The organism is Jannaschia rubra (assembly GCF_001403735.1).
Classification (GTDB): domain Bacteria; phylum Pseudomonadota; class Alphaproteobacteria; order Rhodobacterales; family Rhodobacteraceae; genus Jannaschia; species Jannaschia rubra.
Map to the genome: position 1 here is coordinate 303025 of NZ_CXPG01000012.1, position 14240 is coordinate 317264.

Annotated in this window: 17 protein-coding genes; 7 read left to right on the plus strand and 10 right to left on the minus strand. The window is 67.1% G+C overall.

Translation table 11 applies throughout. The features are described from left to right. Nucleotides 1-6: 6 nt before the first annotated feature. Entirely contained in the window at nt 7-207 is a 201-nt protein-coding gene (locus tag JAN5088_RS04620; RefSeq protein WP_055681625.1) for a YdcH family protein, read from the minus strand. 185 nt (nt 208-392) lie between these two features. Here JAN5088_RS04620 and JAN5088_RS04625 point away from each other — a divergent pair, with 185 nt between their 5' ends. Together JAN5088_RS04625 and JAN5088_RS04630 are read left to right on the plus strand one after the other, a co-directional pair. After that, the gene (locus JAN5088_RS04625; RefSeq protein WP_055681626.1) at nt 393-842 is read left to right on the plus strand and encodes an Hsp20 family protein; all 450 of its coding nucleotides are present in this window, start codon (nt 393-395) and stop codon (nt 840-842) included. A 34-nt stretch (nt 843-876) separates the two neighbouring features. Beyond that, nucleotides 877-1107 (plus strand): DUF1150 family protein, encoded by a 231-nt coding sequence (locus JAN5088_RS04630; RefSeq protein ID WP_055681627.1) that lies wholly within the window; start codon nt 877-879, stop codon nt 1105-1107. A 73-nt stretch (nt 1108-1180) separates the two neighbouring features. On the opposite strand, the gene JAN5088_RS04635 is transcribed toward JAN5088_RS04630, so the two are convergent. The 4 genes from JAN5088_RS04635 to trxB all read right to left on the minus strand — a co-directional run bounded on the left by JAN5088_RS04635 (nt 1181) and on the right by trxB (nt 4927). Beyond that, nucleotides 1181-1555, minus strand: coding sequence for a response regulator (locus tag JAN5088_RS04635; RefSeq protein ID WP_055681628.1), 375 nt, complete (start codon nt 1553-1555; stop codon nt 1181-1183). A 226-nt stretch (nt 1556-1781) separates the two neighbouring features. Next, nucleotides 1782-3500, minus strand: coding sequence for a bifunctional sulfate adenylyltransferase/adenylylsulfate kinase (locus tag JAN5088_RS04640; RefSeq protein ID WP_055681629.1), 1719 nt, complete (start codon nt 3498-3500; stop codon nt 1782-1784). Nucleotides 3501-3620: 120 nt separating this feature from the next. Then, nucleotides 3621-3917: a hypothetical protein gene (locus JAN5088_RS18550; protein WP_055681630.1), complete on the minus strand. Its 297-nt coding sequence runs from the start codon at nt 3915-3917 to the stop codon at nt 3621-3623. Then, entirely contained in the window at nt 3914-4927 is a 1014-nt protein-coding gene (gene trxB / locus JAN5088_RS04650; RefSeq protein ID WP_055681631.1) for a thioredoxin-disulfide reductase, read from the minus strand. Before trxB ends, JAN5088_RS18550 begins: the two co-directional genes overlap by 4 nt. A 172-nt stretch (nt 4928-5099) precedes the next feature. On the opposite strand from trxB, the gene JAN5088_RS04655 reads away from it, so the two are divergent. Then, entirely contained in the window at nt 5100-5600 is a 501-nt protein-coding gene (locus JAN5088_RS04655; protein WP_055681632.1) for an Lrp/AsnC family transcriptional regulator, read from the plus strand. Nucleotides 5601-5603: 3 nt separating this feature from the next. On the opposite strand, the gene JAN5088_RS04660 is transcribed toward JAN5088_RS04655, so the two are convergent. The 3 genes from JAN5088_RS04660 to JAN5088_RS04670 all read right to left on the minus strand — a co-directional run bounded on the left by JAN5088_RS04660 (nt 5604) and on the right by JAN5088_RS04670 (nt 7899). After that, complete coding sequence (locus tag JAN5088_RS04660) at nt 5604-5984, minus strand: rhodanese-like domain-containing protein (RefSeq protein WP_055681633.1); 381 nt, start codon at nt 5982-5984, stop codon at nt 5604-5606. Next, complete coding sequence (locus JAN5088_RS04665) at nt 5981-6898, minus strand: MBL fold metallo-hydrolase (RefSeq protein ID WP_055681634.1); 918 nt, start codon at nt 6896-6898, stop codon at nt 5981-5983. The genes JAN5088_RS04660 and JAN5088_RS04665 overlap by 4 nt, the downstream gene beginning before the upstream one ends. Before the next feature lie 80 nt (nt 6899-6978). After that, the gene (locus tag JAN5088_RS04670; protein ID WP_055681635.1) at nt 6979-7899 is read right to left on the minus strand and encodes a manganese-dependent inorganic pyrophosphatase; all 921 of its coding nucleotides are present in this window, start codon (nt 7897-7899) and stop codon (nt 6979-6981) included. 71 nt (nt 7900-7970) lie between these two features. Here JAN5088_RS04670 and JAN5088_RS04675 point away from each other — a divergent pair, with 71 nt between their 5' ends. Continuing rightward, complete coding sequence (locus JAN5088_RS04675) at nt 7971-8615, plus strand: DUF2161 domain-containing phosphodiesterase (protein ID WP_055681636.1); 645 nt, start codon at nt 7971-7973, stop codon at nt 8613-8615. Nucleotides 8616-8619: 4 nt separating this feature from the next. Then, the gene (locus JAN5088_RS04680) at nt 8620-9465 is read left to right on the plus strand and encodes a DMT family transporter (RefSeq protein WP_055681637.1); all 846 of its coding nucleotides are present in this window, start codon (nt 8620-8622) and stop codon (nt 9463-9465) included. On the opposite strand, the gene JAN5088_RS04685 is transcribed toward JAN5088_RS04680, so the two are convergent. Next, entirely contained in the window at nt 9435-9881 is a 447-nt protein-coding gene (locus JAN5088_RS04685) for an NUDIX domain-containing protein (protein ID WP_055681638.1), read from the minus strand. The two genes, JAN5088_RS04680 and JAN5088_RS04685, sit on opposite strands and share 31 nt — an antisense overlap. A gap of 45 nt (nt 9882-9926) precedes the next feature. Between JAN5088_RS04685 and JAN5088_RS04690 the strand changes: the two genes are divergently transcribed. Together JAN5088_RS04690 and JAN5088_RS18555 are read left to right on the plus strand one after the other, a co-directional pair. Beyond that, on the plus strand, nt 9927-10673 hold the full coding sequence (locus JAN5088_RS04690) for an alpha/beta hydrolase (protein WP_074962579.1): 747 nt from the start codon (nt 9927-9929) through the stop codon (nt 10671-10673). Nucleotides 10674-10804: 131 nt separating this feature from the next. Then, complete coding sequence (locus JAN5088_RS18555; RefSeq protein ID WP_144431848.1) at nt 10805-11791, plus strand: hypothetical protein; 987 nt, start codon at nt 10805-10807, stop codon at nt 11789-11791. A gap of 207 nt (nt 11792-11998) precedes the next feature. On the opposite strand, the gene JAN5088_RS04695 is transcribed toward JAN5088_RS18555, so the two are convergent. After that, nucleotides 11999-14098 carry a tetratricopeptide repeat-containing sulfotransferase family protein gene (locus JAN5088_RS04695; RefSeq protein WP_055681640.1) on the minus strand — a complete coding sequence of 700 codons (2100 nt, stop codon included), beginning with the start codon at nt 14096-14098 and terminating at the stop codon, nt 11999-12001. Nucleotides 14099-14240 lie beyond the last annotated feature (142 nt).

A 14240-nucleotide genomic window follows, 5' to 3' on the forward strand; every position in this document is an offset into this window, starting at 1 on the left:
GCGGCCTCAGGCGATGATGTCGGGGGTCAGCTCATCCTCGATCCGCGCGATGCGGTCCTTCAGATGCAGCTTCTGGCGCTTCAGGCGGCGGATCACCAGCAGGTCGGGGTTCGTCCGCTCCTCCAGCGCGCGGATGGCCACGTCAAGATCGCGGTGATCCTGGCGCAGCACTTCCAGCCGCATCCTCAGCACGTCCTCGTGGTTCATCTCTCCGGGGGTCTCGTTCACGGCATCGGCCTTCGCGCAGGGGTGGCCGCCTGTTACACCGGGCGGGGCTGCGTTCCAACCGTCTTGCACGCGCCCGCCCGCATCCCCACATTGTTGGCAGACCCGGCGCCGCAGGATTGGGCCGGGGCAGACGATCGGATCGCTTCGCGAAAGGACCCGAAGACATGACCAAGCCGACCTTCGGCACCCATCCGTTCCTTCTGGGCTTCGATGAACTCGAACGCCTGGTGGAACGAACCGTCCGTACGGGAAACGACGGGTATCCGCCCTACAACATCGAACAGACCGGAGAGACCGGCTTCCGCATCACGCTGGCCGTCGCAGGCTTTGCCAAGGAAGACCTGTCAATCACGCTCGAGGATCGCCAACTGGTGATCCGCGGCCGGTCCGCCGACGACACCGCCCGCGTCTATCTGCACCGCGGGATCGCCGCGCGGCAGTTCCAGCGGGCCTTCGTGCTGGCCGATGGGGTGGATGTCGCGGGCGCGGGCCTGGAAAACGGACTTCTTCACGTCGATCTGAACCGTTCCGCCCCCGAAAACGTTGTCAGGACGATAAGGATCGAATCGGGTCGCCCCGACAGGTCCCCGTCCCGCCAGACGACCGAAGCCTGATTTGACGGCGCGTTCACAAGGGAAAGGAAAGACCATGTCCCATCATACCGACATCGAAGCCCTGGGCGGATCGTTGGTCTACGTGCGCCGCATCGCGCTCGACGACCTTCCCGAAGCGTTGCAGGACGAGGCGCGTGAAGGCGGGCTGGACGAATTGTTCGCTCTCCACCGTGCCGACGGCGAGCAGGTGGCCCTCGTGGGCGACCGTGCGCTGGCCTTCAACCTTGCGCGGGAAAACGACATGACGCCGGTAAGCGTTCACTGACAGAACCGTCGTCGGATGCCCGAACGAATAGGACCTCCCGATTTGTGTCGGGAGGTCCTTTCGTCTTACCGCCTCAGTGTACGCGGGCCCGCGCCCGGTCCAACGCCTCGCGCAGCGCCTCGACGATCTGCGCGCTCCGGGTAGGTTTCAGCAAGATGGTGACGTCCGCGCCGTAGCGCCCCGCCAGAAGCTCCCTGTCCGGCCGGCCGGTATGAAAAACGAAGGGCTTGCCCTCCGCCATCAGCCTGTCGGCTACGGGAAATACCTTCGTTCCGCACAGGTCCACATCCAGCAGCGCCACATCGACCGCACAGCAAGCCGGCAACGCGGTCGGTACGGTGGCGAACGGTCCCTCGACCTGCGCGCCCTCGTCCTCCAGCGTCATGGCGAGGTCCAGCGCGATCAGCGCCTCGTCCTCGACCAGCAGTATGGTGCAATCGTTCAGCATCGGCTTTCCGGCGTTCGGTGCAGCGGGCCCAATGCCCGCCATCCATCGCTTGGAGGAACAACCTGCCCGCGGTCCGCCTGTTCCGGAATAAACGACGAACAACGTTTCAAATTTCCGACACCGCCGCGAAGCGTTGCGTCCGTGCAACCCAATAAGGCGATTCCGTGGCCGTCAACGGCTGGACCGACCACCGGCGGAAACGTTCCCCCGGCGGTCGGTCGTCGTCTCAACCCTTGATCAGGCCCATCGATTCGAGCTTGAGGAGCACCTGCTGCGCACAGTTGTCGACCTCATAGCCTTCGGTATCGACCACGAGTTCCGCCTGCGTCGGCTCCTCATAGGGGTCGGAGATCCCGGTGAATTCGGGGATCTTTCCGGCCCGCGCCAGCGCATAGAGGCCCTTGCGGTCGCGCCGCTCGCATTCCTCCAGCGAGGTGGCGACATGCACCTCGACGAAGGCGCCATAGGCCTCGATCATCTCGCGCGCGGCCCGGCGTGTCGCGGTATAGGGCGCGATGGGCGCGCAGATGGCGATACCGCCGTTCTTGGTGATCTCGGAGGCGACATAGCCGATGCGGCGGATGTTGATGTCCCGATGCTCCTTCGAGAACGTCAGTTCCGACGACAGGTGCTTGCGGACCACGTCCCCGTCCAGCAGCGTCACGGGACGCCCGCCCATCTCCATCAGCTTGACCATGATGGCGTTGGCGATGGTGGATTTGCCCGACCCAGACAAGCCGGTGAAGAACACGGTGAACCCCTGCTGCGACCGCGGCGGAGAGGTGCGGCGCAATTCCTTGACCACCTCGGGAAAGCTGAACCACTCGGGGATCTCCAGCCCCTCGCGCAGGCGGCGGCGAAGTTCGGTGCCCGAGATGTTCAGGATGGTGACGTTGTCGCGGTCCTCGATCTCGTCATTGGGCTCGTATTGCGCGCGCTCCTGCACATAGACCATGTGCTTGAAGTCGACCATCTCGATGCCGATCTCGTCCTGATGCTCGCGGAACAGGTCCTGCGCGTCATAGGGGCCATAGAAATCCTCGCCGGCGGAGTTCTTGCCCGGCCCGGCGTGGTCGCGGCCGACGATCATGTGGGTGCAGCCGTGGTTGCGGCGGATCAGCCCGTGCCACATCGCCTCGCGCGGGCCGGCCATGCGCATCGCCAGGTTCAGCAGCGACATGGTCGTGGTGGCCTGCGGATACTTGTCGAGCACCGCCTCGTAGCAGCGCACGCGCGTGAAATGGTCCACGTCGCCGGGCTTCGTCATGCCGACGACCGGGTGAATCAGCAGGTTCGCCTGCGCCTCGCGCGCGGCGCGGAAGGTCAGTTCCTGATGCGCCCGGTGCAACGGGTTGCGGGTCTGGAACGCCACGATGCGCCGCCAGCCCAGCTTGCGGAAATAGGCGCGCAACTCGTTGGGCGTGTCCCGGCGGCCGCGGAAATCGTAGTGGACGGGCGGCTGCAATCCCGTGATGCGCCCGCCGACATAGACCGGCCCCGCCACGTTGTGCAGGTAATTCACCGCCGGATGCGCCAGGTCGTCGGCACCGAACACCTTTTCGGCCTCGTGCGACTTGTCGGGCGTCCAGATGTCCGTGACCGACAGCGTGGCCAGGATCACGCCTTCCTGGTCGCGCAGGGCGATGTCCTTGCCCGGCTCGATCTTCTCGGCGAACTTTTCCGACACGTCGAGCGTGATGGGCATGGGCCAGAGCGTGCCGTCGGCCAGCCGCATGTCGTTGACGACGCCATCGTAGTCGTCCTTGCCCAGGAACCCCGTCAGCGGATTGAAGCCGCCATTCATCAGAAGCTCCAGATCGCAGATCTGGCGCGGGGTCATGTCCCAGCTGACCATCTCCCCGGCCTCGCGCTTCAGCTTCTGGGCGCTCTCGTGGTTGACGTAGAGTTCCGGGATGGGGGCAAGGTTCGACGATTCAATGGTCATGGCACAAACTTTCTGGAGCGCACGAGGCAAACGGATGGGGGCCTCTAGCCGCAACGGCGCGCGGAGTTCAAGCCGCGCGCCGCGCAGAGCCGACATGCGGGCGGCGGCGGGCCTCGATTTTCAGGCGGCGCCTTCCAGATAGGGCGCGAAACAGGCGGCCTGATCGGGGTCGGGCCTTCCCTGCCCCGTGACGATGGCCAGCGCCGCGCGGGCGCGCGCGTCGGCCGGATCGCGGGCCAGCGCGGCCTGCACGGGGCGCGCGTCGCCCGTGCGGATCGCATCGACGAGCGGACCGTCGCGCGCCGGGTCCGCGTCGGGGCAGACGCCCCCCGCCGCCACGGCCCGCGCGGGCGCCGTGGCCCCCGACCCGCCGCAGGCCGCGAGCCCCAGCAACGCCAGAACCGCCAGGGCCTTCATTCCGCCGGCTCCCCGACGGGGGCGCCGTATCCCAGGGGCAAGGTCTGGTCCTGCTCGATGGCGCTGTCCTGCCCGTGTTCCGCCAGGAACCGCTCCGCCTCCAGCGCGGCCATGCATCCCATGCCTGCCGAAGTCACCGCCTGGCGATAGATATGATCCGTCAGGTCGCCCGCGGCAAAGACGCCAGGGATGCTCGTGGCCGTGCTGTCGGGCTGCGTGACGACATAGCCGCCGTGATGCAGGTCCAGCCAGTCCTTCACCAGACCCGACGCGGGCGCATGGCCGATCGCCACGAAGACCCCGTCCACCGCGATCTCGCGCGTCTCGCCGGTGCCGGTGTGCTTCAGGCGCACCCCCTCGACCCCGCGCGGTGTGTCGGACCCGAGGATCTCGTCGACCGCATGGTCCCAGACGATTTCGACCTTCGGATTGCGGAACAGGCGGTCCTGCAGGATCTTCTCGGCGCGCAGGGTGTCGCGGCGATGCACGAGCGTCACCTTGCTGGCGAACTTGGTCAGGAACAGCGCCTCCTCGACCGCCGTGTTGCCGCCGCCGATCACCGCCACTTCCTTGCCGCGATAGAAGAACCCGTCGCAAGTCGCGCAGGCCGAAACTCCGAAGCCCTTGAAATGCTCCTCCGACGGCAGGCCCAGCCACCGCGCCTGCGCCCCCGTCGCCAAGATCAGCGCGTCGCAGGTATAGGTTGTGCCATTGTCGCCGACCGCCGTGAACGGCCGCTTCGACAGGTCGAGCGAGGCGATGTGGTCCGACACGATCTCGCCGCCCACCGACTTGGCATGCGCCTCCATCCGCTCCATCAGGTCCGGTCCCATGACCATCGCATCGCCCGGCCAGTTCTCCACCTCGGTGGTGATGGTCAACTGTCCGCCCGGCTGGATGCCCTGCACCACAAGCGGCTCCAGCATGGCGCGGCTGGCATAGACGGCGGCGGTGTATCCAGCGGGGCCGGACCCGATGATGAGAACCTTGGAATGGCGCGTATCTGTCATGTCACGATCCTTTCGACTTGCCCCCGATCTAGGCTCTCGCGGGCGACTGGGGAACCCCCGGCCCGGATAGCGAACCGCCACAAAATAATCTTGCGCTATCGTGAAACATTGTTGCGCGCGCAGCCCCGTCATGTGACATGAACGCAAAGCCCGCAACGATCAGGACCGTGACATGCCCGCCGCCAAGCTCGACCCCATCGACCGCCAGATCCTGTCGGAGCTTCAGGCCGACGGGCGCATGACGAACGTGGAACTGGCCCGGCGGGTCGGCATCTCCGCCCCGCCCTGTCTGCGCCGTGTCCGCGCGCTGGAGGAGGCGGGTCTGATCCAGGGCTATCACGCCGATGTCGACGCCCGCGCCCTCGGGTTCGAGGTGCAGGTCTTCGCCATGGTCTCCCTCGCTCGACAGGCGGAAACCGACCTTTCCGCGTTCGAGGCCCGCTGCCGCGACTGGCCGCTCGTGCGCGAATGTCACATGCTGAACGGGGAGATCGACTTCATCCTGAAGTGCGTGGCCCCCGATCTCTCGACCTTCCAGTCGTTCCTGACGGGTGAGTTGACTGCCGCCGACAACGTCGCCAGCGTCAAGACCTCGCTGGTGATCCGGGGCGCAAAGGATGTGCCCGGCGTCCCCTTCGACGTGCTGGAGGAACGCCTGGCGCGCGTGCCCTGACGCCTATTCCTTCCGCATCGCCTTCGGCGCGCCCGTCCCCATGTCGGTGCCGGTGTACTCCAGCCCCGCTTCCTTCCAGGCGGCCAACCCGCCTTCCATGTGCGCGATCTCGTCGAAGCCCGCCTTGAGGCACTGCTCCGCCACCTTCCCCGACCGCACCGCCGACCCGCAATGCAGCACGATCCGCTTGTCAGCCTGCCCCGGCAGATAGGCGGGGTCGAAGGATTGCATGGGCGACAGCAACGCGGCGGGAATGCGCTCGAAGCTGAACTCCTGCGGCGTCCGCACGTCGATCAGGACGATCTCGCGCCTGTCTATCGCATCCGACACCTCCTGCGGGGTCATGGTGACGATGGTGCCGTCTTCGGTCTGGTCGCGATTCATTCCGGAACCTCCTGTGCAAAGCGGTTGAGGGGGATCTTCAGGTATCGGTTGCCGTCCGCCTCCGTCTCGGGCAGGCGCCCGGCGCGCAGGTTCATCTGCAAGACGTGCAGCATCCGGTCCGGCAGGGGCAGCGTCCGGTCGCGTGCCTCGCGCCGTTCGACGTAATCCTCGCGCGACGTTCCCCCACCGATGTGCTTGTTCTCCGTTCGCTGCTCGGCCACGGTCGCTTCCCAGGCAGGCTCCGGCCGGTCGTCTGTGCCGTAGTCGTGGCCTACGAACAGACGCGTGTCGTCGGGCAGCGTCAGGATTTCCTGCAAGCTGTCATAGAGCTTCGCCGCCGACCCGCCGGGAAAATCCGCGCGCGAGGTTCCCGCGTCGGGCTGCATGAAGGTATCGTGCACGAAGGCCGCGTCATGCCCCACAACATAGGTGATCGACCCCAGCGTGTGCCCCGGCGACAGCATCACCCGCACGGGCAATTCGCCGATGTGAAAAGTGTCGCCATCCGCAAACAGCCGGTCGAAATCGCGCTCCGGATCGAAGGCGTCGGGCATGTGATAGAGGTCGCGCCACAACTCCGCGATCCCGGCCACCTTGGCGCCGATAGCATTGGGCGCGCCCGTCTTGCCGCGCAGATAGTCCGAGGCCATCAGGTGATCGGCGTGGGGGTGCGTGTCGAGCACCCATTCCACCGTCAGCCCCCGGTCGCGCACATGCGACAGGATGCGGTCGGCCTGCGCGGTGTCGGTCTGCGCGGCCTTGGGGTCGAAACCCATGACCACGTCGATCAACGCGGCCTTCTTCGTGGCCGGGTCCGAGACGACATACTGGATGCTGCCGGTATCCTCTTCGTAGAAGCCCGTCACCTCGGCCGATCCCGGCCCCTTCGATGCGCTCGTCGATGTCGCGGTCATGTCCCCTCCTCCCGTTCTGACGTTTCGGGTTCGAAGGGAAAACGACCCGGCCCGGCCTTTGTTCCGGGCCGAACGGGCCATCACATCGTGAGGACGGGAATGATCTGCTTCTTGCGGCTCATCACGCCCGGCAGGACCACGGTATCACCCGTGACGGTGACGCCGAAGCTCGCCTCGGCCACTGCCTGCGTCAGAGTGTCTGGGACCAGCAACGTCGCTTCCTCGGCCAGAATGTCGACGACGAACAGCAGAACGCGCTCCACCCCGTCCTCCTCGGCCACCTTGGGCATCGCGGCGACCAACGCGTCCTTGCGCTGCAGGATCGCGGCGGGCGACGTCGTCTCCAGCACCGACACGCGAAGCTTCGTCCCCTCCATGTCGAACTCCTTGGAGTCCATCCGCAGCAGCGCCTCCTCCGACCAGGCCGACACGTCCGACTTGGCCGCGAACATCTCCGCGGCGAACTCGGGGATATCGACGCCCAGGTCCGACGCCAGCCGCTCGGCCAGCGCGCGGTCGTGATCGGTGGTGGTGGGCGAGCGGAACTCCAGCGTGTCCGACAGGATGCAGGTGAGCATCGCGCCCCGGATGCCTTCCGGCGCCGACGACAGCGACTGGCCCATCAGGTCGGCCATGATCGTGGCGGTGCAGGCCAGCGGACGGATGGTGATGTCGATCGGCCCCAGCGTCTCCAGCCCGCCCACCAGCCGGTGATGGTCGATGATCTGGCACAGGTCCGCCTCGGCGATGCCATCGGGCAGTTCGGCGGGGTTGTTGGTGTCGACGACGACGCAGCGCTGCCCTTCCTCCAGATCCGCGATGATCCGCGGCTTGGGCAGGTTCCACCGCTCCAGCATCCAGGTCGCTTCGGTGTTCGGCTCGCCCAGCAGGGCGGGCTCGGCCTCGGTGCCCACGACTTCGTTCATGTACCAGGCCCAGGCGATGGCGCTGCCGGTGGAATCGGTATCGGGGGACTTGTGTCCGAAGACGAGGGTGGTCATGGCAGGGGTCCGTGCGTTGAAATCAGGTCGGCGCGGCCTTAACGCGCGCCGACCGGCTTGTCACGGGTGCCATGCAAGAGACCGACCTCTATCCGCCGATCAAGACCTTCCTCGAAGGTCAGGGCTACGCTGTGAAGGGAGAGATCGGCCCCGCCGACGTCGTGGCCCTGCGCGACGACGACCCCCCGGTGATCGTCGAACTCAAGACCGCCTTCAGCCTCGCCCTCCTCCATCAGGGCATCGATCGGCAGGCGGTGACGCCACATGTCTACCTCGCCGTGCCCGACGCGGGCGGCGCGCGCGGGTGGAAGGCGCTGCGCGCGAACCTGAAACTCGCCCGCCGGCTGGGCCTCGGAGTGCTGACAGTGCGGCTGTCGGACGGTCTCGTGACCGTCCACTGCGACCCCGGCCCCTTCCGTCCGCGCCTGACCACGAAGCCCCGCGAACGCCTGCTCCGCGAATTCGCCGCCCGCCGGGGCGACCCGTCGCCGGGCGGTGCCACGGGCGCGGGTCTCGTCACCGCCTACCGTCAGGACGCCATGGTCCTCGCCCGCCACCTCGCCGTCCAAGGCCCCTGCCGCGGCCGCGACGTGCGCGACGCCACCGGCATCCCCAATGCCACCCGGATCATGCGCGACAACCACTACGGCTGGTTCGCCCGCACCGCCCCCGGCACCTACGCGCTCAGCGCGGAGGGCCGCGACGCCTGCGGCTGACCCGATGCCACTCGTCCTCCTCACCGCCACGGCGCTCGTATTCCTCGCGGCGAACTCGATCCTCACGCGGGCGGGGGTGCTGGACGGGACGGACCCGCTGGTCTTCGCCGTGATCCGCGTGGCGGCGGGGGCCGCGGTGCTCACGGCGCTCGCGGCCCGACGGGGCATCACGCTGACCGGCACCCGCCGCTGGGGCGCGGCGGCGGCGCTCTCGGTCTACCTGCTGGGCTTCTCGCTCGCCTACCGCAGCCTCGACGCGGGGCTCGGCGCGCTGATCCTGTTCGCTACGGTGCAGCTCGGCCTCTTTGCCCTCTCGCTCCTGCGCGGGGAACCGACGGGACCGCTCCGCCTCGCCGGCATGGCGCTGGCCCTTGGCGGTCTCGTCTGGCTCCTGCTGCCGGGCGGCGGGGTGGCAGCCCGCCCGCTCGACGTGGCGCTCATGGTCGCGGCGGGGCTCGGCTGGGCCGCCTATTCCCTCGCCGGCCGGTCCGAGCCGCGTCCCCTCGCAGGCTCCGCCGGCAACTTCCTCATCGCGACGCTGGCCTTCGCGCTGGCCGCGCCCTTCTGGTGGGGCGCGCCGGTCACGGCCTTCGGCGCGCTGATGGCGGCGGCGTCGGGCGCTATCGCCTCGGGGCTGGGCTATGCCCTGCTGTTCCGGGTGCTGCCGCGCATGGGAATCGCCACGGCGGGCGTGGCGCAACTCGCGGTGCCGGTGATCGCCACCCTCCTCGGTGCGGCGCTGCTGGCCGAGGTTCCGCCGCCCCGCGCCCTGGCCTCCGGCGCGCTCGTCCTCGCCGGGATCGCGCTCGCGACCTTTCGCTACTCGACCATCCGCTCCAGCGGGTCATAGACCGCGCCGCCCGCTTCCCAGGCGACCGAGGGCAGGGTCAGGGGCCGCAGGTGCAGCCCCTCCACCTCCGCCCGCGTGACCCAACGGCGGCGGGTCACGATCCCTTCCGGGTCGCGCCAGGCATCGTCCAGCGCCCCGGCGACAAGGCGGCAGCGAAAGAACACCTCGACCTGATGCATGCCCCGCTCCGGGCTATGCCATTCGTTGATCAGGCATGGCTCGCCGACCGAAATCTCCAGCCCCGTCTCCTCGCGCACCTCGCGGATGAGGGTCTGGGGCAGGCCGACATGCGGCTCCGCTCCGCCTCCCGGCGCACACCACAGGTCGCTCGTGGGGCCAGGCCAGGCGTTGACCAAAAGCAGCCGGTCGTCGTGGATCAGAACGGCGCGCGCCGCGATGCGGATGGGTCGGCTCATCCCCCGTCCCTAGCGCGCGTCGCCGCCGCGCACTAGATGCCGGGGATGCTCCGCCTCGCCCTCCTCCTCATGCTTGCCGCCCTGCCCGCCCGGGCGGGCGCCGTGCCCGACTGCGTCGTCCTCCTCCACGGCCTCGCGCGCAGCGACGCCTCCCTTCTGGTGATGGAGGAAGCCCTCCGCGCCAGCGACTACCGCGTCGTCAACAGCGATTACGATTCCAGCTCCGGCACGGTCCGCGAACTGGCCGACGCGGCCTTGCCCCGCGCCATCGCCCGCTGCGGGCTGTCGCCACGGATCCACTTCGTCACCCATTCCATGGGCGCGATCCTGCTGCGCGACTGGATGCCCCGCAACGACCTGCCCCGTCTTGGCCGCACCGTGATGATGGCCCCGCCGAACCACGGGTCCGAGATCGTGGACGTTCTGGGCGAGGTCGCGGCCTTCGAATGGATCAATGGCCCCGCGGGGTTGGAGATGGCCACCGACGGTCTGCCCGCGCAGCTGGGCCCCGTCTGGCCCGGCGTGGGCGTCATCGCCGGCACCCGCAGCCTCAGCCCCGTCTTCTCGACCATCCTGCCCGGCCCCGACGACGGCAAGGTCTCCGTCGCCTCGACGCGGGTGGAGGGCATGGACGACCACATCGCCCTGCCCGTGACCCACACCTTCATGATGAACCAGCCCCTCGTCATCGGCCAGGTGTTGGCCTTCCTGCGCACCGGCACCTTCGATCCGGACCTGACGCTGACGGACGTGGTGGAGGAGTTTCTGGGCGAGGAGACGGACGGGGGGTGAGGGAGGGGTGGCTTTCCGGGACCAAGTTGCCTTTTAAGGAAGTTTTTGTCAGTATTACCATCTGAAAGCGATCTAATAATTCGTCGAAGTCCTCAGAAACTTCACAGATGCTTGCAATGAACGGCTAAAGAGTGTTAAATTTAAAAATGCTTGAAGGAAAGCGCCATCTTTTAAAGATGGCACTTGAGATGGCGCTTTTCGAAGCGAGAACAGAAGAGGAAGTTTGGGTCAGCGTTAGTGCGCCAGCAAACTCTAGATTGCCAATTGCGGCGGCCTGTTCTTTCCACCAGAAGAACATTGATTTTGAGTTTGAGCGAGGAAGTAATGGGCTTCTTTGTAGTGTCGTAGCTTCTTGTAAAACAGACGCTGAATTAGTTCCGAAGCTTTTTTCGCGCGCAGCTAACGGTTGTGATTGGACTATCATAGAACCGCCTGATGATAGATGCACTGAGTTGATGGATGCTTTGTGTCGCATAGAAGGTTATCTTGCCCCTTTTGGATTGATTGGGCTTGACTTCCGGAGACTGGAATGGTCGTGGTTTATCCGGAACGGGGCGAGTAAGCGAAAACTAATTTTCTCTTTCAAGCTAAACTTCGAGCCAAACCAGATCAGGCAATCTACGTTGTCCGTCTCGGACCTGACGTCGCTCACGAGCGAGGCGTTAAAAGGCACTGGGAAAGCGCTCCTTACTCTTAGCATATTCAGAATGGGAGAAGATTTATTTCAAAATTGTAAATACCAAGAAGCCCTGCGCCACTTTCTATTATCCTTGGAGCATGAGTTCGCTGAGGGGAAATTTAGAGCTGCCGATGTTGAGAAAATCTATTATAAGTCAGATAGTTTAGTTGCGGCTATAAAGGGCGCTGAAAGACATGCTCGCTATTTCGTGCATGGTGGAGATATTAGTGAAGAGACGGTCCTCGATTTGCTGACTTCTCGAACGCCTGCTAACGTAATTCATTGGCTTGTAAACTTGCGTGGATATCTCTTTCATCAATCGGCTAAGCGGGCAGAAAATTGGCATCCCTCTTTGCAAATATCTCACAAGGAAGAAGCCATTCTAGTTCGCTCGATACTGGTAACCGTGATTAGGGACATAGTCCGCGGCGCTACCTAAATTACTATCGAAACACATAGTTTATCGAACGGCTAACCGCTGTTGCTATAGGTTGGAGCGTGAGGTCCGTCAGCCTTCACCAGATCTTTGTTCCGACCCAGCCCCGCCAGCCTGCCTTGAAGAAACCTCCAGCCTTCAAGAGTCATCAAACTACTACTCCGGCGAATTCGGCGCACCGAGATGCGACAAGACTTCTCCTACCAACCCCTACCCCTCCACCAACCCCCTCGCCTCCAATCCCGCAATCAACTCCGCGATCTCCTCCCTCGCCGCCTGCCACCCTCCCCGCGACGACCGGTAGAGCGGCTGGCGGACCTGCGCGAAGCTCAAGGTCTCGACCCGGCCGGCGCGTTCGTGGAACGACAGGACGCGCGCGTCCCAGTCCAGCCCGCAGGCCGCCAGCAGCGCGCGCGCCTGCTCCTCGGGCGCGTCCAGCAGCGCCTCATAGGCGATCTCGTGGAACGCCCCGGGTGTCTCCTGCCGCCAAAAGGCGATGGCGTCATGGAACAGCCCGATCCGGTCGGCGATCCCTTCCTGCGAAGCGGCATAGCGGTGGGTGCCGTCGTGGAAATGATTGCGCCAGATCGACAGGCCGGTATCGCGCGGGTCGCGGGTGACGACCACGACGCGCGCGCGGGGCAGGATCGCGCGGATCAGCCCGATCTCCAGGAACGACTGGATCGACTTGTCCGTCAGCCGAAGCGTACACTCTCCCGCTTTCCTCCGCGCCGCCGCGTCATAGGCCTCGCCGGCCCGCCTCAGCGCGGCCTCATCCGGCACCGCGCCTCCGGCTAGCAGGTCGCGCAAGGGCCTGGCCGTATGGCGCAGCACGGCAAGCTCTCCGCCCGCCGCGACCTCGGGGTGCGACGACAGGATGGCCTCCACCAACGTGGTTCCCGACCGGGGCAAGCCGGTGACGAAGATCGGCGCGGCCGTGGCCCCGCTTGTCTCCGTCGCCGCCCGCAGCAGGGGCCAGTCGCGAGTGGCGATCCGCTCCCACTGGGCGCGAATGGGGCGGGGGTCGTGGGGATAGCTTCGCAGCATCGAGGCATTCGCCTTCGCCAGATGCGCGGCAGCCGCGTCGGGATCGTCGCGCTGCAATGCCCGGCCAAGGGCATAGTCGATCATCCGCCGGTCGAACGCCGGCAGGTCGCCCGCAAGCGCTGCCTGCATCGCGCCCACCGCCGGATCGTCCGCCGCCAGCCGCACCCCGTAGGCGAGCGCCCGGTATGCGGTACCGTTCCGGGGATCGGCGGCGATGGCCGCGCGCAGGTCGGCCTCCGCACCCGCCGCGTCGCCGGTTGACTGCCGCAACTGCCCCCGCGCGGTCAGCGTGGCACTGTCGTCGGGGGTGCGCGCCAGATGCGCGTCGTGGACGGCCAGCGCCTCCTCCGCCCGGCCCGCATCGGCCAGCGCCTTCGCCAGCATGGCCGCTGCCGCCGGTGCGTCGGGCTTGCGCGCGCGGGCATGGGCAAGCGCCTCCTCGGCTCGCCCCGCCTGCATCGCCGCCTCCGCCGCAAGCGCCAGCGCCGCGTCGTCGGTCGGGCGCCGGGCCAGCACCTCGGCCGCGATGGCGGCCGCCCGGTCGGCCAGCCCCGCCTGCAACGACAGCCGCCCGTGGATCAGTTGTGCGGCGGGCAGCAAAGGCGCCATCCGCGCCGCCTGCCGTGCCTCGACCAGCGCGGGCAGGACGTCGCCCTGCGCCTGCAACGCCCGCACCAGCCCCAGCCGCAGATCGACTGCATAGGGTTCCAGCCGCAGGCCCTGCCGGAATGCCTCCGCCGCCGGGCCCGTCCGCCCCGCCGCCAGCCGTGCCTGCGCCAGCAACCCCCAGACGGCGGCGCCCGGCCGCGCGCGCAGCAACGGGACCGCCCGCGCCTCGACCGCGCGCAAATTGCCGCCTTGCGACAGGGCGGCCAAGTCGGCCCGCGTGGCCGCCCCCGCCCCCGTCGCCCGTGCGCCCTTGCCCGACGCGGCCGCCTGCACCATCGTCGCCAGCGCCTGCGCCACGCCGGCCCTGCGCGCCTCCCGCACCACCTGCCCGCCCTGGCCGCGCGCGCCTTCGAACAGGGCGCGCTCCAGCCAGACCACGGGCTCCTTCGGCGCCAGTGTGGCGCAGCGGCCGAAAGCCTCGCGGGCGGCGTCATCCTCGCCCAGCGCGGCACGGGCGCGGGCCAGCAGAAGCCATGCCTCCACCATGCCTGGCCGCGCCTCCAGCAGCGGACCCAGCAAATCGCGCGCCTCCTTCGAGCGCTCGGCCTCCAGTGCGCGGCGGGCCTGGCTGAGGGGGGTGTCGGAGCTGTTCATGCCCAGCCCCTATCATGCACGGATCGGCATCGGAACGGCCCCCGGAAACCGATTGTTTCGCCCTTTGCCGTGGACCGGACGCGCCCCCGCGCGGTAAAACCGCGGTCAGCGGTGGGGGCCGCTGCTGCCGGAATGAAACTGC